Source organism: Halomonas sp. TD01 (assembly GCF_923868895.1).
Taxonomy (GTDB): domain Bacteria; phylum Pseudomonadota; class Gammaproteobacteria; order Pseudomonadales; family Halomonadaceae; genus Vreelandella.
On record NZ_OV350343.1, the window covers coordinates 2,412,640 to 2,430,421 of the forward strand.

A 17,782-nucleotide genomic window follows, 5' to 3' on the forward strand; every position below is an offset into this window, starting at 1 on the left:
CAAAAGCTAATGCCAGCTAGCCTAGCGCCATAAACGCAACCCCACCGTTGACTAACGGTGGGGTTCTCGCACTGCTGCTATTGAGTGTCGAGGCTGTTACAGGTGGGCAGAGACTCGCAGTCTGACATAGTCGGCTGTCCAGTTCCCTTGTCCATCACTTAGGCTGTGGGAGAGCAGGTTAATCGTATTATCAATAATGGCTACTTGCAGGTCTTCATCTAACCCGTGCAAAAACGGGCTTGCAAAGGTTTCGAGCCAGCCAGCGATACCGGTGGGTAGCGGTGTGGGTCGAGGTATTAACTCGATAGAATCGACATGAAAGCCCGCTGTTTGAAGCAAGTTTGTGTACTCTTCCGGGGTGGGGAAGTACCAAGGATGACGACCTCGTGAGCTAATGCCACGAAACTGCAGCGAGGCAATAAGCGCTGTACAAATGGCAGCTACGTTGCCATGTCCACCAAACTCTGCAACAAAACGCCCACCGGGTTTTAGCGCGCGTTTTACGCCGGCCAGTACCGTTTGTGGATCCAGCATCCAGTGCAACGCCGCGTTGCTGAAGACGGCATCGAACTCTTGGTCAAAGGGCAACTGATGCCCATCAATAACCCTAGCAGTTACCCCGCGCTGTTGGGCGGCGGCGACCATCTCAGCGGAAGCATCGACACCCAGCACATCGGCACCTAATTGAATGATGCGTTCGGTGAGTGCACCATCACCACATCCAAGATCCAATATACGCTGGCCAGGCTGTGGCGCTAAAAGCTTCATTACATCGCTTCCCAACGTGGGAACGAAATTCGCGTGTTCCGCATAGTGGCTGGCATTCCATTCCTGCCCTGGCGGAGTGTGAGGGGCGTTAGACATATCGGCTTCCTAGCGGCGTTATTTATCTTAGGGGTGACCCAATGGCTTCTTTTAGTATAGCTTGCTATCAATAGCATGCGTTAAACCTGAATTGAGGAGCAAAAGCATTGAGCCGCCAAATAGGCGGGGGCAATTTAGTATTAATATCCGTTATATTAAGCATTAAGAGGCTAGATGAAATGAATGATGTTATCAAACTGCTTCAATCCCACCGTTCTATACGCAAGTTTACCGATCAGGAAATTCCGCGTGGGCTGCTGTTAGAGTTCATCAAAGCGGGCCAAGCCGCAGCGACATCGAGCCATGTGCAGGCCTACACTATTATTAATGTCAAAAACTCAGCTAACCGCGAAAAAATTGCTGAATACGCCGGTGGCCAGGGGTATGTCGCAAGTAGTGCGGTATTTTTAGTTTTTTGTGCGGACATGAAGCGCCCCACAGAGGCTTCCGAGCGGACAGGCGCCAACGTTGAACGAGGCATGACCGAACAGCTGTTGGTCGCCACCGTTGATACTGCCCTGATGGCACAAAACGTTGCAGTGGCCGCCGAATCTGAAGGGCTTGGGATTTGTTATATCGGTGGTATCCGCAACAATCCTCAAGCGGTCAGCGAACTTTTGCACTTGCCCGACCATGTTTATCCGGTGTTTGGTATGTGCCTTGGCTATCCGGCTCATGATCCTGAGGTTAAACCGCGCTTATCGGTGGAGGCTATTCTCAAGGAAGATACTTACCGTGAAGATACTGATCACGTCGAGGCTTTTGACAGCACTATGCAGGCGTACTACCAAACACGCAGTACTGGCAACAAAACGACTGACTGGTCACATAACCTGACGCCGCTCTTCGATTCAAAACTGCGTCCTCACATGCGTGACTTTTTAGTTAAGCGTGGCTTTGAAATGAAGTAACAAACGAACCGAGTATGAAAAGAAGCTGAGGCGATCGTTACCGTGTGGCAAGGCGTTTAAAAGGACAGCTTTCTTGCGCTGCACGCTTACCGTGTTCATCTATACTGGTTGCATACCAAGAGTAGAGCCGATAACAATAAAAGGAGCTATTGATGAACCTTCAGCGCGCTTATTACCTGCTAGCGGCTTTTTACAGCCTGCTTCCACTTATCGGGCTAGTGGCTATTTTCTCAGGCGGGGGTACGCCGTTTGCGGTGGCTCACCTCGCGCTGGGAACGCTCGCCGTGGTAGGGCTATGGGGCTACATACTGAAACGTGGGTTTATGAACCCCCGTATGTGGCAACCTCTAGCCGTGGTACTGGCAGTCATGGCAGTAGGGCAGTTGCTAGTGGTCTTCACCATGCCGGTTTCCAGCGTTGCGCTTACCTGGATGCTAACAAGCAGTATCTTCTCGGTGATGCTAATCATAGTGCTGTTTCACTACGGCAAGCGTGATCAGCCTCTGTGGGCAACGCCTGTAGAAGCAGACGCTGCAAAGCAGCTTACCAAATTGCTTGATAGCGCTTCGCCCTTATCTGCTGTTCATTGTGAAGGTGAGCAAGAAAATAGCGTTAATGTCGCTAAAATAGGCAGTCAATATCATGCCAAAGTGACACGGCGCGGTAAAAATGGGCAAGAGACATTTGAACGCCGCTTTCAGCACCCTGAAACGCTGGTGTTTTTCTTAGAAAAATTCGCCAGCGTTTCAGTTCAGGATTTTAGACAAACGGCGCTTTCTTAAATGGTCGAACGAGCCAGGTTTAAAAAACGCGTTAATAGATAAATGTGTGAGCGATCTGAGGCTTTAATGTTGTTACGATATGTTCGTATAACGGGATCAGGCGCTCGCTCATCTCTTTTTTCGCCACATGATAGTCAATGTAATAAGCATGTCGAGTGCCGTGATACACAATCGGTTCGCTCACTTTGGTAAACTTAAAACCTGATATCGCTAATAAGCGGGGAAGGCGAGGCTCCATCATTGCAAAAACGTGACGGCGGTTAGTTAAGCCAACAATAGAGTAGGTGCATAAAAAAAGTCCCAATGCGACGAGTGAAAATGTCTTTGCCTCATCTTGCGAAAATAAAACGATTTCTTCACCCGCTGCTTCTTCTGGAGTGTGGGATTTTCGCGTTCTGAAGTTTTTAGAAATAGCTAATCTCGATACTTCACACGTCTCTAGCGTCGGTAGCTTAAACGGCGTTAATGTGGGATGGTTAAGTAACAGCTCCCCTTTGTTTTGAACAGGTAAATGATCGGGTGGGCTAGCGTTGCCGCTTAAGGGCATGACTAATCGAACGCAGCCTGCAAGAATGCCGCTACGTTTGTGCTCTATAAGGCAATGAACTGAGTAATCGTCGTACTCATCGGACTCGTATAAACGTGCCTCATCTTCACGCATTTCGTAGTGGAATTCTTTTAAAAAAACATCATGTCGCAGTCGAAAGGCGCGTTGCTTTTGGTCATGGGTGTTAGCAATAAAAAAATGATATTCATCGATAAATTTATCAATCATCTCCTTATGATTACTTTTATCGTCAAACTCTCTCCCTTGGGTGGTTTTCTCAGCTAGCATCAGTTGCTTCCTTTTGAGTGCCGCTGCTTACTATAGTCGAATTTTTTCAGGTTTCCCCAGGTGATAGCCCTGTCCATACTGAATGCCATATGAAAGAAGAACAGGTATCAGTGCTTCTTGATCGACAAATTCAGCAATAGTTTGCTTCCCGAAGCCTCTTGCGATATCGGCAATTGCTTTGACAAGCGTGTGGCTATCTGTATCGATAAGTAAGCTGCGAATAAAAGAGCCATCGATTTTAATATAGTCCACAGGGAGCTGACTTAGATAGTGAAAACTGCTAAATCCAATTCCAAAGTCATCTAGCGCCGTTCGGCAGCCTAAGTCTCTTACGGTTTGTAGCACGTTGCGGGCTGTTGAGAAATCTGTTATTGCAGCCGTTTCTGTTACTTCTAAAATGAGATGATGGGGATCAGCGCCGCTGATTTTTAATTGGTCGGCTAGGTATTGTTTTAAACCTAAATCATGTAAAGATTGGCCTGATAAGTTCACAGCCAACGATAAGCCCTCTTTTTGCAGCGATGTCAGTGCTTCTAAGCTATGGTGCAGCACCCAACGGTCAACTTGAACAATTAAACCGCTTTGCTCAGCAACAGGTATAAATTGTGCCGGAGAGACCAAGCTTCCATCGTCATTGCGCATACGTAGCAATACTTCGTAATGCTTAATATCACGGTCCTTGAGCCGCACAATGGGCTGTGCCCACAGTTCAAATTCGTCGTTTTCTAGCGCTTTGTGTAGCCGCTCTACCCAATAGACGCGTTCTTGAAGCTCATCTTTAGCATTTTCTGCCTGCCTGAGAAGGTACCAGTGTTGATTGCCGCTCTCTTTCGCTTTGTACATGGCCATATCGGCACTCGCTAATAGGTCAGCTGGCGTTTGCCCATTAACGGGGAACAGCGCGATACCAATGCTGGCAGAAACATGATGTTTTCTTCCGGCGGCTGTAAAGCCAAGGCCGCCCAGCAACTGAGAAATGTACTCCGCCACGTTAATTGCCTGTTCGCTGTTAATATCTTCCAGCAGTAGGGCAAACTCATCACCACCGAGGCGGGCAATAATGCTTCGCTGGCTAAGGTTTAAGAAAAGCGTATCAGCGACTTCTCGTAATAGGCGGTCACCTACATGGTGGCCACTGAGTTCGTTGATCTCTTTAAACTGGTCTAGGTCTAACAGTAAAACAGCGCCTTCGGCTTGATTAGCGATAGTGTGCTGCAAAGCAGCTTGAAAATAGCGACGATTATAGAGCTCCGTTAATGGGTCGTGTTCAGCAAGCCATGTCAAACGTGCTTCAGCAGTTTTACGCTCGGTAATGTCTAGTCCAACGGATATTTTAGAAGCATTGTGGTCGTTACTATTTGCCAAAAAAGCGTGATACCAAACGACGGTAAACGAGCGTTTATCCGAAGTTTGAAATGTCTTTTCTTCCTGGTTGGGAGCACTTAGGTGAGGCACAGTACGGTCATTGGCATCACTCTTAGTTTCATTCTCGTTGCCATCAGGCAATGCCAAGCGAGCATCTTGATCAAAGATGTCAGAGAAATGGCGTCCAACGATATCTGTGTCTTTCAGCCCTAGCCTTTCTAGCGTGTAGCCATTAATCAGTTGGATACGCCCCGTGCTATTTTGAACAACAATAAAGACTTGTGCAGTATCGAGCAGGCTATTAACAAAATCTCGCTCTTTGGCCAGCTCATCAACGCGCTCGGCTAGCTGCCCACTATGCTCTTGAACGCTCTGTTCCAATGCTTCTAATTGGTGAGAAAGTTCACGGGTGGAGTCTTCCAAGCTATCTATTTCGTTGGAAAAATGCCGCCAAGAAAAGGGAAGTTTATCCCTCACACGCCGAAACTCACCGTTTGCCAGCGCGGGTAATAGCCCAGCGACCCGTCTTAGTCGAGCCATTGGGCCTAATAAAATCATCAACAATAATAGCTCGGCAGCTAACCAGCCAACTACGCCCACCACAAGCAGTGTGTTTGTCGCTGTGCGAATAGCCGCGATCTGAGGGGTGATATCTGAAATAAGCAGGAAATACCCAGTGCTCCGCCAGTCGGCGTCCTCCTCCATATACACCGCGCTTAATTCAAAATAACGGTCCATGTATTCAAGGCCGAAAGGCATGTGAACTAGTTGATTCAGAAGGACGCCTTTAGATGCGCGCTGGAGGACAGAGAGTGTCTGGTCGCGGTTCGTTAGCGCTAAAATATGACCGTTCCAGTCGGCCAGCAGGGGGGCCTCGGCAGGGGTTTGTCCAGCAATGCGGCCTGTCACCATCAGTGCAATTTCGCTATTGGAGACTTCTTTAGCTTGTCGCGTAACGTCAGCAAGTGAGCGCGACAACACAACCATTCCGATGCTAGCGCCCTCCATCAGAATGGGAACCGCAGCGAACTGCTGGCATGTCATTGCGCAGCGCAGTGTCGTAATGGGAGATTCTGTGGTCAATACACTGCCTATCCAGCCTTGGATGGGCAGGTCAATAAGAGGATCGTTGGTGCCTGAGTAGCCAACTCTCACTCCTTGGGTATTAAAAACAAAGATTTCATCAATCCCCGCTTCTAATTGCAGAGAAGGCCACTGCGCTCTTAATACATCGGCTAACTCATCCTGGTTATTATCTTGCAGAGCGCTTCCCAGCTCCGGCGCCGCAGCGGTTAACCCCGCTAACTGGCGTAAGTTATCTGATGAGCGTTGCATCGCTAAGCGTATTTCGCGCTGCTGCCGCTCATGGCTTTCTATACGGCTACCTTCTAACTGCTGAGTAAGATGGTGTTGGCCTAACCAGATAAAGAGTGCTACAAGCACTAACAGTAATAGGCTACTCAGCGCGATAACACGCCAAGTCAAACTAAGCCGATGGCGCGCTTTAGAGGACGAACGTGTGGTCATCTCTGCGTATCCCGTTCAGGTAATGCTAAAAGCGCAGTGAAAGCTGGAAGAGCAGCATATTCCAGTGCCGACTTGTTTCCGACGCCTCGGCGTCCTTGTGTAAGGGTAGCCAGCCAGTACCATCCACATGATGAAATTCACCTGCCAACATCAGGTTGGGCCTGGGCGTCCATTGAACGCCAAAGGTAATGTCATCAGCAAATTGGGAATGGGCAGGGCCTAAGCCATTCTGTTCGTAGGCAGTGCCTGAACGGTCATTTCGGTCGTTTACCAAGCGATCGAAGCGAATTAACCACTGCCAGTCATTGTCCATGCGGCGCGTATATTGCACATACCAGCTTTCGCCGGTTTTTTTCTGGTCAATGGCGGGATTAAAGCCATCTAGTTCAATCGTTCTCAGCGCATACTCAGAGGTTAAGCTCCACAGCTCGTCATTGTATTGCAATGAAAATACCCAAGGCTGAAACTGGAAGCTGCCATTATTTAATGGAGGTTGAGAGTCTTCATAGTCGGCGTTCGCGCTAGCGGTGCTGAGGGCCATCAGAAAGTGCCCACCATCGTCCTCATAGCGTATTTGGCCAATCGCAGAAGAGCCCGCTTGGAACGACCCCGGAAAACGCTCCAGCCCAAGCGCTAGATCCACATCGTCTTCTATGCGTGCTTTACCAACGCCTGCTTGAAAGCGAAAAACGCCTGACTGGGTTCTTTCTTCATGGTAAATACTGGCACCATCGCCCGCTATGCCCAGTGAGCGAGTTCGATCAAAATAGATCGACTGTGGCAATAAGATGCTGGGTCGCGTGAAAGCCACGTCACGGGTTTGGTTATAAAGACCAAAGGGGTTTTTAAATCTACCTATCTGAAGGCCAAGTGTGCGCTGCTGGTTGGAGACCATCTGATAGTCCACCACGCCGTAATCTAGCGTTGGGATAGCATCGCTAGTTTCACCGCCAGCGCGACGGCTAAGCACCTGAGCGGCCACCAGCACATTGCGGTGAGGGCGAACAGAAGCGTTAATGCCTATCTCGGTATATTCCAGACTTCCCGCATTATCACTACTGCTGCCGAAGAAATCGTTTTCGTCAGTGATGATCAGTGCCTGGCTCAGGAACCCATGCACTTGCAGCGTGTCGAGCATGCTTTCGTTTGCCCAGGCAGACGAGCAAACAGGCAACGCTAACAAGCTTGCGAGTGCGAATGTGGTGGGCTTGCGGGTAACGGACAAATGTTCATTCCATTGAAATAACTTGGACATTTTCATCCAGATACTCCCTTTCAAGATATCCCAGCGCGCCGGGAGTATTGGCAACCTTCTCGCGCATTTCGAGCTGATCAGCAACGCGATTAGGCGCTTGCCCCATGCCAGAAAACACCATGCGATCCCATGCCAATTGTAGCTGGTGTGGGTAAACGGCGAGCTGCTCTTTTGTGAAGCGAGCATGTACAGGGTCTCGGTTTGGCAGCACAAACACTTGTACTGCATCGCCGTCAGGCCACGTACGTTGACGCATGGCAAACATAGCACGTGTCGTGTCACGGTTTAGCCATTGCGTGGCGACCGTTGGGTGCGCCACTAGAAGTATGGAAGCGTCCTGATCACCGGATTGTGCATGGGTATGTCCGGCAAAAAGAAAAGCCAGCAACAGCCACACGGGGCCACGTGTGATTCGTTGGAAAGCGATAGGTATCAAGTAAAGAAACGGCATAGCGCGAGTCTTGTCCATCGCTTGCTGAACGCCAAGTCCATGCACCATGCCATTCGTACTAGCACGCTATATGTGTGTGAAATGATGACGCTTACTCCTCTTCAGTCTTTAGAGGTAAACTATTGTTTTATAAGTACTCTGTGTGATGGCGAATGAACTCTTTTGAGCTTCGGCCCAGCATTGGCAAGTGGAAACAGCACAATTTTTAAACCCTACATCAATTTTGTTGAACTTACCTACATCACAATCAACGAAACGGCCCACGACGAAAGTATGGCTCGTGTGTAAAATAAGTTATTGCTAATTTTACACGCATTTTTGATGTGTTACGCAGATTCACTCCAATCAACTAAAACGCCCGGTCAAAGCCGGGCGTGAAGAGTGATGAAGCAACGATGGGTTAGTCCTCAAGTTCAAGAAGCCGGTCAGCGTAATCGGTAAATAAACCGTTGACGCCCCAGCCCCGTAAACGCTGCATCTCATCAGTTTCGTTGATAGTGTAAATGTGAACAGGAAGGCCATTTTCCTGCGCCTGGCTGATAAAGCCAGCATCAATAACGTCTTCGCCTTTATACGTTACGTTAGTGCCGATACCCGCCGCGTACTCTGCGATTGCCTGAAAGTCTTCATCAGTAATCTCTGCTGGCGCTGGTGTAACGCCTGTCCACTCCACTAAGCGGTCACTATCTTCCTCGCTTGGCGAGTACCACACTAACTGAATGAGTGGGACATGTTCATTAAGCTCACGTACTTTGAGTAGGCTACCCTGTTCAAACGATTGCACCAGCACTCGGCCATTTTCAATCATTTCATGGTTTTCAAGTGTCTCAACCAGGGCTTCTTCTAAACCTGGGTTTAACAGGGGGGACTTGGTTTCAATGTAGTAACGAGCATCATGACCAAAGCGCTCAAATAGCTCTTCCAGTGTGAGTATTTGTGCTCCTTCAAAGGCTGTATCTGCTTTGTCGGCATTGGCTTCGTTAAACCAGGTACCACTATCCAGTGCCTTTAGCTCTTCTAGTGTGTAATCATTAATATTGCCTTCGCCGTCACTTGTACGATCGATAGTATCATCATGGAATACCACTAACTTACCATCGGAGGTTAGCTGGACGTCCAGTTCCAAGTAATCAGCACCCCACTCGTGAGCCAATTCATAGGCTGCCATGGTGCTTTCCGGCGCATGTCCGCTGGCGCCGCGATGAGCGATCACCTGAAACGACTCCAGATCCTTTAGCTGCTGCTCTAGTGGCGTTGCCTCTGCGAGTGCAGTGGACGTAGCAGCACCAGCAAAAAGACCCAGTGAAACGGCAGCAATCAACGGATGTCGTTGCATAAAAACTCCTTAACTGAACAGTTGTTCAATTATCCTACAGGTCTCACTACACAAATGCCAAATAGGTGATCTGTTTATGCTTATTAAAGGAAGGCACGCTTTGACAGGTGAGCGTGCCATTCAACGCTTAACCCGACACAACATCAGCTATTCTTAAGTGGATGCTTTTTCATCGCTTACTCAGTAATAGCACTTTATATAGGCGAGTTAGAAAAGCGCATTCGCGATGTACGAGTCGGCCTGGATGGGGCAGTTTATCTTCTCACCGATAGCCCAGCGGGCAGAGTGTTGCGGGTGTTCCCTAAGGAGATAGATAATAGAGGTAACCATAATGATTGCTTACACGATGGTGGGAACGCATAACCTAGCGCGTGCGCTTCACTTTTATGTTCCGTTGTTCAACACAATGGAGCTGGACGTGTGTTGGCAAGATGACGCCTGTGTTTCTTTCGGCGACCCCGATGATGTCAATGTGCCAAGGTTTTTTGTTGGTTTCCCCTTTAATGGTTATCCCGCTAGCGTTGGCAACGGCAGCATGACAGCGTTTCAATTTGCTGACCCCAAAGAAGTCGATACGCTCTATCATTTAGCCATGCACAACGGGGGCAGCAATGAAGGTGCACCTGGCTATCGTCCTCAATATGGCGCAGGGTTTTATTCAGCCTACGTGCGAGACCCCGACGGCAACAAGCTGGCGTTTGTGGTCTATCCTCATCGGTAGAGTTTAAGCCAACACTGAAGCGAACGAGATCGGTAGCTGCTAACTACTGAAGTCGAAACAGCGGCCGGTGGAGGGCATTAAGTATGGCCAATATCGTGATATGTGCCGACGGCACCTGGAATCGCCCGGAAGAAGATCTTCAAAACGACTTTCCCAGCAACGTTTTAAAACTGGCACGCGCAGTAGCTCCCAAAAGAGGGAACATTAAACAGCATGTGTTTTATGACTGGGGGATTGGCTCGTATCATAACAGCATCACCGCCGGTGCTACGGGGTCAGGTATTCACAAGAATATCTTAGATGGCTATCGCTATATCGTTCAAAATTACGCCCCAGGCGACAACATCTACCTGTTTGGTTTTAGCCGAGGCGCTTACACCGTGAGGGCGCTTAGTGGGTTAATTAACAATTGCGGTATTCTCCAGCGCAGTGATGCGCGCCTTATTGTAGAAGCCTGGAAAATTTACAAAAGCCCAACGCCATCGCATCACCCTAGTGGTGAGACGTCGAAGCGTTTTCGGGCCACCTATTGTCAGCCTGCCAGCAATATTCACTTTATCGGCGTTTGGGATACGGTAGGGGCTCTCGGTATACCATTCAGTATCATGGGGCTGTTTGAAAGCGATGATGAATTCTACGACACCAAAATGGGCTCCAACGTCGCCATTGCTCGCCATGCACTTGCCATTGATGAAAAGCGCGAGGACTTCATTCCTACCCTTTGGACACCGCGGCCGAGTGTTGATCTAAAGCAAGTATGGTTTGCTGGGGTTCATGCAGATGTTGGCGGTTCATACAAGCCTGATCAAAACGGCATTCAAGCCTCTGATACCCCACTTGCCTGGATGCTGGATGAAGCGAAAGCGGCGGGACTGATGACTGAGCCGCATATTCACAATGAGCTAACCGATGGAGCTAATGGTCAGGTCCACCGCTCGCGTAAGCATGTTTATCGCTTCAAGCAACCCTTAGATCGACCGCTAGTGGTTCAAAATAAGCCCACCTTGATTCACCCCAGCGTAAAAGCTCGTTACGAGCGCGACAGCCGTTACCGACCGCCGCAGTTGAAAGCATTGGTAGAGAAGTATGGTTGGCAAGGGCTTGAGGTAGGTGCCTAAGCTACAAGGGTTGAATTAAACAAAAGCGCCTGCATTCAGAGTATTGAGAGCCATTCAAAAGGAGAAAGTATGACGACGCTAGTCATTGGTGCAAACGGACAGATTGGTAAACAGTTTTGCGAGCTGGCGCAGCAGGCGGGCACACCTGTCAAAGCAATGATTCGCAGCGAAGGGCAGGCAGCGTGGTTTAACGAGCGTGGCATTGAAAGCGTTGTAGCCGATTTAGAAGGTGAATTTGAACATGCCTTTGAAGGTTGCGACCAAGCCGTCTTTACTGCGGGGTCTGGCCCGCATACCGGGCCAGATAAAACGTTGATGATTGATCTTTTTGGCGCCATTCGCGCAGCCGATGTGGCCAGTCAAAAAGGTCTCTCTCGCTATATCATGGTTAGTGCCATGAGAGCAGAAAACCCGCTGGAAGCACCGGAAAAGTTGCGCCCCTACATGGCGGCTAAATTCGCTGCCGATGCGCACTTACGCAGAAGCGATATCCCTCATGTGATCCTTAAACCAGGACGCCTGACCGACGAAATAGCCAGCCGCCAGTTTGCTAGCTCAATGGATGAGGCGGGTGATAACCAAATCTCCCGGGCTAACGTTGCGCACGCGCTGCTGCATGTGGTGCAAACGTCGAGCATAATTAACCAGGAATACACATTGCTGGATGGCAAACGATCGATTGAGGAGATCGTTCAGTAATCTCGTCTTAAAAAGGGCTCCGATGACTCCCGCCGATATTGGCCGTGCATACAATCAGATTACCCATCTCTGGCAGAGCGAAAAATTTAACCTCACGAACGGTATAGACGCGCACAAAAGAGCGCTATCGTTTGTGAAGAATCGAGGCAGGGCGCTGGATATTGGCTGTGGTTGCACGGGGCGCTTTATTGATCTGCTACAGCAGGAAGGCTTTACACCAGAAGGTGTTGATATCTCTGCTGAAATGTTGCGGCTGGCTAAACAGAAGCATCCAAGCGTGACTTTTCACCACCAGGATATTTGTCAGTGGCAACTGCCGGGCAACTACGATGTCATTACTGCGTGGGATAGCATCTGGCATATTCCTCTCGCTCAGCAGGAAGCTGTGATAGCCAAAATTATTAATAGCCTGAACGAAGGTGGCGTATTTATCTTCTCCTTCGGTGGCACCGATGAACCCGCTGATCACACCGACAGCTTCATGGGGCCAGCGGTTTACTACTCATCGCTCGGTACTAACGGGTTTTTATCCCTGCTGATAAAGCTTGGCGCGGTATGTAAGCATCTAGAGTATGACCAACATCCTGAACTGCACGCATACTTGATTGCTCAAAAGACATGAGATGAAGAGTGGGGCAGAGTTATAGCTTGGCTTCCTGGCGTAACGTATCGACGAAACGCGCTAAGGCGGGAGACCAAGTGGCGGGTTCTGGTGTAACAAAGTAAGTGTCAATATTGGCAATGGCGGAGGGCAGTTCCATCGTGTGAATGCCGAAGCGGTGCCGGTGGGCTTCAATAGTAATACGTGGCAGCACGGTGTAGCCCATCCCTGCCGCGACGCAGCCAAGCATGGCATCTAGCGTGCCAAATTCAAAAACACGCACGGCATTAATTCCCTGAGATGCCAGCAGCAATTCGATACGTTGGCGATAACTACAACCCTGGCGAAACGCCAGAAACGTTGCTGTCAGTAGTTCTTCAGCGCTGGGCACGCTCGTCAAAGGGGTTGAGCTTACCAGTACAAGCTGTTCGCTGAAGACCTTGAGCGAATGATAGCGATGATGATCGATAGCGCCTGCCACAAACACGCCATCCGCTTGGCCGGTCATGAGTTTCTCGATCAAGCTGGCGGTGGGACCGGTCGCCAGGGTCATATCAACGTCTGGAAAGTTGGCATGATAGGCCGCCAGTATCGGGGGAAGGCGCAGTGCCATGGTGGTTTCCATCGACCCTAAGCGCAGTTGCCCAGCAGCGTTCTCTGGGCTTTTAAATAGTGCTAACGCTTCATCATGAACCGCCAACAACCGTTCCGCGTAATCCAGTAATGCCAGCCCGGCAGAGGTAAGACGCACGCCACCAGCGCGATGAACCAGCTGCGCGCCTAACTCTTCCTCAAGCTTTTTGATATGCGTGGTCACGTTAGATTGCACCGTATGCAGTTGCTTCGCAGCGGCCATAAAACTGCCGGTTTCAGCCACGGCCATAAACAACCGCAACGATTTCAACTGCATTCCCATCTCCTTTAAGCGTCTTCTATCTCAAAATAAGATAGCTACTATCATTATAAAACGTTTTTAAAGAATTGCTGGTGTGCGTAGGCTACTAGTAAATATGCCCGTCGCCAATCTTGCCGCACAGCGATTCAGTAAGGACACGACATGATCAACAGTAAAGATTTGCCTGCCCTGGTTACCGGCGTGATGGCAACCTTGGCAGGAATAGGCATCGCCCGCTTTGCCTACACACCGCTATTACCGGCGCTGATTCAAGAGGGATGGTTTACCGCCAGCCAAGGGGCTTACCTGGGGGCCGCCAATCTTTTGGGCTACTTTATCGGTGCGCTTTCTGCTCACGCGCTGAGTGAGCGCTTTCCAGTTCGCGCAGTGTTGGCGGCAAGTTTCGTGGCGATTGCTCTGAGCTTTTTTCTCTGTGCTGGGGCTGGCAGTTTCAGTTGGTTCTTCTTTTGGCGATTAGTCTCAGGTATTGCTGGCGCTATTCTCATGGTGGTTGGCCCATCGATGGCTCTGTCGGCAACACCCCCTGAAAGGCGAGCCGGTGTCGGTGCCCTGGTTTTTACTGGCATTGGTCTTGGTGCACTGCTTTCAGCATCGGTAGTGCCTATGCTTTTGGAATTAAGCCTAACAGCGACTTGGGGGGCGCTTGGTCTGCTCTGCATCTTGGCGGGGTTGGTAGGTGTCCGTGGTGTCACGCGACTGGCTTCACCCCCGGTGACAGGTAACGAAGGGGCGGAGAGTCAGAAAGGGTATTCAGGGGTAAAGGTCGCCGTGCTACTGGTAATTGGTGCGTATGCCCTAGACGCCATCGGGTTTGTTCCTCATACCGTGTTTTGGGTGGATTATCTCGCCAGGGAAAATGCGCTAGGCAATCAAGCGGCTTCTCTACAGTGGGGCATTTTCGGCTTGGGTGCCGTGTGCGGGCCGCTAATAGTAGGAGCATTGGCGCGACAAGTAGGCTGGCACCATGGCCTAACCATCGCCTTTTTAGCCAAGGCTGCCGCTGTATCCCTACCCGTATTTTCTCTCGCACTTGCTAGCCAGTCAGTTTCCTCGTTTGTAGTGGGCGCGATGATCCCTGGCATTGTGGCGCTGACCTCTGGGCGACTTGCTGAATTAGTCGGTCCCATCGCCCACAAAAAGCTCTGGGGGCAAGCAACCGCCGCCTTTGCTGCCGCTCAGGCGCTTTCTGGCTACGCAATGTCTGGGCTATATGTGGCGTGGGGCACGTACTCACCGCTATTTGCGATTAGCGGCTTGATGTTGGTAGGCGGCTTTGTGCTGGTACTGCTTAGCCGTGGCGTGGAGCAGCGTCATATTCCTCTCTCTACTGTTCCTCTCACTACTGTTTCTCTCACTACTAAGAAACGGAGGTAATAATGCAACTCTTCCTGAACGCGACCTCACCCTATGCGCGCTTAGCGCGGATTTTCTTGCTGGAGAAAGGCCTGGCAGACGACGTTACATTGCGCTGGTGCGATCCCTGGACCGACGACCAAGCGCTGCTAGCGGTTAATCCCGCCGGGCGAATCCCAGCGCTCGTGACTGACGAAGGTGCGACACTTAGTGAGTCGATGTTGATTGCTGTTTATCTTGATAGCGTCAGTTCTAGCTTGCCTATGATTCCCCAATCCCGATTAGCGGATGTATTGCACCTGGCCGGGCTCGGTCAGAATCTTATGGATGTTGCGTTTACAACCGTTATCGCCAGAAAACATTATGGTGCTGAGATTGATTACAGTGAGCTTGGGCGAAGGCGCCAGCGAGCCATGCAACGAATAGTGGAACAACTGAACAGTGAGCTCCACGAAAGTCAGCTGGCGCCGTCGATTACTCTTGGTGAAATTGCCTGCGCTGTTGCGCTAGATTACTTGGCCTTCAGGCTGCCAGAAGTGCACTGGCAGGAAGCGTACCCACAGCTCAAAGCATGGCATGCCGCAGTAATTGCTAGGGATAGTTTTCAACAGACAGCATTTATGTAGCCGCCCCCGTGGGTGCGCTGACGCTTACGCCGCGCTACGACATATTAAAATTCAATAGCTTGGGTTCTGTAGCGCGGCGTAACGAATCCTGTGAGGGACGAGCAAATGAGGCACCCGCGAATGGAGGCGCAGCCTCCCAGCAAGGCGCCGTTCTCACCCTTTAAGCACCTGCTTAAACCACTCTGCCAGTGGCTCGCTGCGGCGAACGTTGGCGTGTTTAGGTAGCAACAGGCAGAGCTGCGCGGGCGTTTCGATACTTCCCCACGGGGCGACTAATCGCCCGCTGCTCAAATCATCCTCTACTAATAGTTTAGGTGCGATGGCGACACCCAAACCGGCCACGGCTGCTTCAATCAAATAGTAAAGATGGGCAAAGCCTTGGCCCTGCTGAAGGGCGTCCTCCAATGCACGTTGCTCCAACCCTTTAGCATTGGCCCACTGTGGCCAGGCCTGAGGCCGCGAAGCGGTCACTAACAGCTTGTTAGCAAACAGCGATGCTGGTTTGGCGGAATCGATTTGCGCTGCCAGCGCTGGGCTCACCACTGCACAAATCTGTTCGGGCATCAGCGGTATAACCGCCATATCGGCAGGCCAGGGCGGTTCAGTAAACGCCAGGGTAGCGCTGGCATCACTAGGCTTACCGAGCTGTTCAGTGTCACTCACCACCACCTGCAGTTTTAGTTCGGGTAGCTCACGGTGAAGACGATCAAGCCGAGGAATCAGCCAACGCGCTAGCAGGCTGCCAGGGCAGGCCAGGGTAAAGGGTGTCTCTTCCACTTCATGCTTGAGCGCTGCGCAACTATCACGCAGTCGTGAGAACGCCTCGCCCACGCCGCTTTGCAACTGCTCACCGTGGTGAGTAAGCACCAACCCACGCCCCACTTTGGCAAATAGCGCCACACCAAAATGTTCATCCAGACTTTTTAACTGGCGGCTAACCGCACCATGGGTAACGTTGAGCTCATTTGCTGCAGCGGTCACGCTGCCTAGCCGAGCAGTCGCTTCAAAGGCACGCAGGGCGCTTAATGGTGGCATGCTGTGTTGCATAGTTTTTCCTGCATAGCTTTTCCTGCATGGTTTGTGCTGTGTTAACAGTTGACCATATCTCACATGTTGCAGCCATCTTATCGATTTTTATCCCCGCCTGCCTGCGCTACCTTCAGTGCATTCCAAAATTCTATACCGCACTCAGAGGTCGTGATGAATCAATTCGTGAACCTGCCCGATGCCAACGGACTATTTGGCAGCTTCGGCGGCCGCTTTGTCGCTGAAACACTAATGCCGCTCATTTTAGAGCTCCAAGACGAATACGCTGCTGCTAAAAATGACCCCGAATTTCAGCGCCAGCTCGCCTACTTCCAAGGAGATTACGTGGGGCGGCCAAGCCCGCTCTACTTCGCTGAAAGGCTGACCGAACACTTCGGCGGCGCGAGTATTTATCTCAAGCGCGAAGAGCTAAACCACACTGGCGCGCACAAAATTAACAACTGCATCGGCCAGGTACTGCTGGCCAAGCAGATGGGTAAAAAACGCATCATTGCTGAAACCGGCGCGGGCATGCACGGGGTGGCCACCGCCACGGTGGCGGCACGCTTTGGCCTGCCTTGCGTCATTTACATGGGCGCGACGGACATTGAGCGCCAGCAGCCTAACGTTTTTCGCATGAAACTGTTGGGTGCGGAAATCGTGCCGGTCACTTCAGGCACAGGTACCCTCAAAGATGCCATGAACGAAGCGCTGCGCGACTGGGTGACCAACGTTGATGACACTTTCTACATTATCGGTACCGTGGCTGGGCCGCATCCATACCCTGCCATGGTGCGCGATTTTCAAGCCGTGATTGGCCATGAAACCCGCAGTCAAATGCTCGAAAAGCAGGGCCGCTTGCCGGATTCACTGGTCGCTTGTGTCGGCGGGGGGTCTAATGCAATGGGGCTGTTCTATCCCTTCATCAACGATCCAGACGTCAAGATGATTGGCGTTGAAGCGGGCGGCAAAGGCGTTAAAAGTGGCCTGCATGCGGCCAGCTTGAACGGCGGCACGCCAGGAGTGCTTCACGGCAACCGCACCTACCTGCTGCAAAACGAGGATGGCCAGATTATTGATGCCCACTCAATTTCAGCGGGGTTAGATTACCCCGGTATCGGCCCAGAACACGCATGGCTCCACGAGCAGGGGCGGGTAGAGTACGTTTCCGCCACCGACGACGAAGCGCTGGAAGCCTTCCAGATCTGCTGCCGCCAGGAAGGCATTATTCCAGCCCTCGAAACTGCCCACGCCCTGGCTGAAGTCGCCAAGCGAGCACCTACGTTGCCCCGCGATCACCTAATGGTGGTCAACCTAAGTGGGCGGGGTGATAAAGACATGATGAGCGTGGCCCACCACCTGGGTGACAAATTCGGCGTTAAAAACCTATGAGCGT

The 17,782-nt window shown here is 51.0% G+C and carries 18 protein-coding genes; 10 read left to right on the forward strand and 8 right to left on the reverse strand.

Features of this window, described 5'->3' with window-relative positions:
* Window positions 1-96: 96 nt before the first annotated feature.
* Window positions 97-864, reverse strand: a complete 768-nt coding sequence (locus L1X57_RS10905) for a class I SAM-dependent methyltransferase (RefSeq protein WP_009721598.1) — start codon at window positions 862-864, stop codon at window positions 97-99.
* Between the two features lie 179 nt (window positions 865-1,043).
* Here L1X57_RS10905 and nfsA point away from each other — a divergent pair, with 179 nt between their 5' ends.
* Both nfsA and L1X57_RS10915 read left to right on the forward strand, forming a co-directional pair.
* Window positions 1,044-1,775: an oxygen-insensitive NADPH nitroreductase gene (gene nfsA, locus L1X57_RS10910; RefSeq protein WP_009721599.1), complete on the forward strand. Its 732-nt coding sequence runs from the start codon at window positions 1,044-1,046 to the stop codon at window positions 1,773-1,775.
* A 152-nt stretch (window positions 1,776-1,927) separates the two neighbouring features.
* Window positions 1,928-2,557 (forward strand): hypothetical protein, encoded by a 630-nt coding sequence (locus L1X57_RS10915; RefSeq protein WP_009721600.1) that lies wholly within the window; start codon window positions 1,928-1,930, stop codon window positions 2,555-2,557.
* Between the two features lie 31 nt (window positions 2,558-2,588).
* Here the strand turns inward: L1X57_RS10915 and L1X57_RS10920 are convergent, their stop codons facing one another.
* From L1X57_RS10920 to L1X57_RS10940, 5 genes are all read right to left on the reverse strand, one after another.
* A complete protein-coding gene (locus L1X57_RS10920) occupies window positions 2,589-3,392 on the reverse strand; it encodes a PEP-CTERM/exosortase system-associated acyltransferase (RefSeq protein ID WP_009721601.1) in 804 nt (267 codons plus the stop codon).
* A 30-nt stretch (window positions 3,393-3,422) separates the two neighbouring features.
* Window positions 3,423-6,284, reverse strand: a complete 2,862-nt coding sequence (locus L1X57_RS10925; RefSeq protein WP_009721602.1) for a bifunctional diguanylate cyclase/phosphodiesterase — start codon at window positions 6,282-6,284, stop codon at window positions 3,423-3,425.
* A gap of 25 nt (window positions 6,285-6,309) precedes the next feature.
* Window positions 6,310-7,545 carry a hypothetical protein gene (locus tag L1X57_RS10930; protein ID WP_009721603.1) on the reverse strand — a complete coding sequence of 412 codons (1,236 nt, stop codon included), beginning with the start codon at window positions 7,543-7,545 and terminating at the stop codon, window positions 6,310-6,312.
* Window positions 7,514-8,038 (reverse strand): hypothetical protein, encoded by a 525-nt coding sequence (locus L1X57_RS10935; RefSeq protein ID WP_009721604.1) that lies wholly within the window; start codon window positions 8,036-8,038, stop codon window positions 7,514-7,516. Before L1X57_RS10935 ends, L1X57_RS10930 begins: the two co-directional genes overlap by 32 nt.
* 352 nt (window positions 8,039-8,390) lie before the next feature.
* Window positions 8,391-9,326, reverse strand: coding sequence for a glycerophosphodiester phosphodiesterase (locus tag L1X57_RS10940; protein WP_009721605.1), 936 nt, complete (start codon window positions 9,324-9,326; stop codon window positions 8,391-8,393).
* A 198-nt stretch (window positions 9,327-9,524) separates the two neighbouring features.
* On the opposite strand from L1X57_RS10940, the gene L1X57_RS10945 reads away from it, so the two are divergent.
* The 5 genes from L1X57_RS10945 (at window position 9,525) to L1X57_RS10965 (ending at window position 12,486) form a co-directional block, all read left to right on the forward strand.
* Window positions 9,525-9,689, forward strand: coding sequence for a PQQ-dependent sugar dehydrogenase (locus L1X57_RS10945; RefSeq protein ID WP_260648576.1), 165 nt, complete (start codon window positions 9,525-9,527; stop codon window positions 9,687-9,689).
* The gene (locus L1X57_RS10950) at window positions 9,658-10,047 is read left to right on the forward strand and encodes a VOC family protein (RefSeq protein ID WP_009721606.1); all 390 of its coding nucleotides are present in this window, start codon (window positions 9,658-9,660) and stop codon (window positions 10,045-10,047) included. Before L1X57_RS10945 ends, L1X57_RS10950 begins: the two co-directional genes overlap by 32 nt.
* Before the next feature lie 83 nt (window positions 10,048-10,130).
* Window positions 10,131-11,165 carry a DUF2235 domain-containing protein gene (locus tag L1X57_RS10955; RefSeq protein WP_009721607.1) on the forward strand — a complete coding sequence of 345 codons (1,035 nt, stop codon included), beginning with the start codon at window positions 10,131-10,133 and terminating at the stop codon, window positions 11,163-11,165.
* A gap of 69 nt (window positions 11,166-11,234) precedes the next feature.
* Window positions 11,235-11,864 (forward strand): SDR family oxidoreductase, encoded by a 630-nt coding sequence (locus L1X57_RS10960; protein WP_009721608.1) that lies wholly within the window; start codon window positions 11,235-11,237, stop codon window positions 11,862-11,864.
* A gap of 22 nt (window positions 11,865-11,886) precedes the next feature.
* Window positions 11,887-12,486, forward strand: coding sequence for a class I SAM-dependent methyltransferase (locus L1X57_RS10965; protein WP_009721609.1), 600 nt, complete (start codon window positions 11,887-11,889; stop codon window positions 12,484-12,486).
* A gap of 19 nt (window positions 12,487-12,505) precedes the next feature.
* Here L1X57_RS10965 and L1X57_RS10970 read toward each other — a convergent pair whose 3' ends face one another.
* Window positions 12,506-13,375, reverse strand: a complete 870-nt coding sequence (locus L1X57_RS10970; RefSeq protein ID WP_009721610.1) for a LysR family transcriptional regulator — start codon at window positions 13,373-13,375, stop codon at window positions 12,506-12,508.
* A gap of 147 nt (window positions 13,376-13,522) precedes the next feature.
* Here L1X57_RS10970 and L1X57_RS10975 point away from each other — a divergent pair, with 147 nt between their 5' ends.
* A complete protein-coding gene (locus L1X57_RS10975; protein WP_009721611.1) occupies window positions 13,523-14,755 on the forward strand; it encodes a YbfB/YjiJ family MFS transporter in 1,233 nt (410 codons plus the stop codon).
* Between the two features lie 2 nt (window positions 14,756-14,757).
* Window positions 14,758-15,360, forward strand: coding sequence for a glutathione S-transferase N-terminal domain-containing protein (locus L1X57_RS10980; RefSeq protein ID WP_009721612.1), 603 nt, complete (start codon window positions 14,758-14,760; stop codon window positions 15,358-15,360).
* A gap of 153 nt (window positions 15,361-15,513) precedes the next feature.
* On the opposite strand, the gene L1X57_RS10985 is transcribed toward L1X57_RS10980, so the two are convergent.
* Window positions 15,514-16,407 (reverse strand): LysR family transcriptional regulator, encoded by an 894-nt coding sequence (locus L1X57_RS10985; RefSeq protein WP_009721613.1) that lies wholly within the window; start codon window positions 16,405-16,407, stop codon window positions 15,514-15,516.
* Between the two features lie 153 nt (window positions 16,408-16,560).
* Between L1X57_RS10985 and trpB the strand changes: the two genes are divergently transcribed.
* Entirely contained in the window at window positions 16,561-17,778 is a 1,218-nt protein-coding gene (gene trpB, locus L1X57_RS10990; RefSeq protein WP_009721614.1) for a tryptophan synthase subunit beta, read from the forward strand.
* Window positions 17,779-17,782: the final 4 nt, after the last annotated feature.

Coding starts and splice junctions, on each gene's coding strand:
- L1X57_RS10905 (WP_009721598.1), bottom strand. CDS start 864: ATGTCTAACGCCCCTCACACTCCGCCAGGGCAGGAATGGAATGCCAGC.
- nfsA (WP_009721599.1), top strand. CDS start 1,044: ATGAATGATGTTATCAAACTGCTTCAATCCCACCGTTCTATACGCAAG.
- L1X57_RS10915 (WP_009721600.1), top strand. CDS start 1,928: ATGAACCTTCAGCGCGCTTATTACCTGCTAGCGGCTTTTTACAGCCTG.
- L1X57_RS10920 (WP_009721601.1), bottom strand. CDS start 3,392: ATGCTAGCTGAGAAAACCACCCAAGGGAGAGAGTTTGACGATAAAAGT.
- L1X57_RS10925 (WP_009721602.1), bottom strand. CDS start 6,284: ATGACCACACGTTCGTCCTCTAAAGCGCGCCATCGGCTTAGTTTGACT.
- L1X57_RS10930 (WP_009721603.1), bottom strand. CDS start 7,545: ATGAAAATGTCCAAGTTATTTCAATGGAATGAACATTTGTCCGTTACC.
- L1X57_RS10935 (WP_009721604.1), bottom strand. CDS start 8,038: ATGGTGCATGGACTTGGCGTTCAGCAAGCGATGGACAAGACTCGCGCT.
- L1X57_RS10940 (WP_009721605.1), bottom strand. CDS start 9,326: ATGCAACGACATCCGTTGATTGCTGCCGTTTCACTGGGTCTTTTTGCT.
- L1X57_RS10950 (WP_009721606.1), top strand. CDS start 9,658: ATGATTGCTTACACGATGGTGGGAACGCATAACCTAGCGCGTGCGCTT.
- L1X57_RS10955 (WP_009721607.1), top strand. CDS start 10,131: ATGGCCAATATCGTGATATGTGCCGACGGCACCTGGAATCGCCCGGAA.
- L1X57_RS10960 (WP_009721608.1), top strand. CDS start 11,235: ATGACGACGCTAGTCATTGGTGCAAACGGACAGATTGGTAAACAGTTT.
- L1X57_RS10965 (WP_009721609.1), top strand. CDS start 11,887: ATGACTCCCGCCGATATTGGCCGTGCATACAATCAGATTACCCATCTC.
- L1X57_RS10970 (WP_009721610.1), bottom strand. CDS start 13,375: ATGCAGTTGAAATCGTTGCGGTTGTTTATGGCCGTGGCTGAAACCGGC.
- L1X57_RS10975 (WP_009721611.1), top strand. CDS start 13,523: ATGATCAACAGTAAAGATTTGCCTGCCCTGGTTACCGGCGTGATGGCA.
- L1X57_RS10980 (WP_009721612.1), top strand. CDS start 14,758: ATGCAACTCTTCCTGAACGCGACCTCACCCTATGCGCGCTTAGCGCGG.
- L1X57_RS10985 (WP_009721613.1), bottom strand. CDS start 16,407: ATGCAACACAGCATGCCACCATTAAGCGCCCTGCGTGCCTTTGAAGCG.
- trpB (WP_009721614.1), top strand. CDS start 16,561: ATGAATCAATTCGTGAACCTGCCCGATGCCAACGGACTATTTGGCAGC.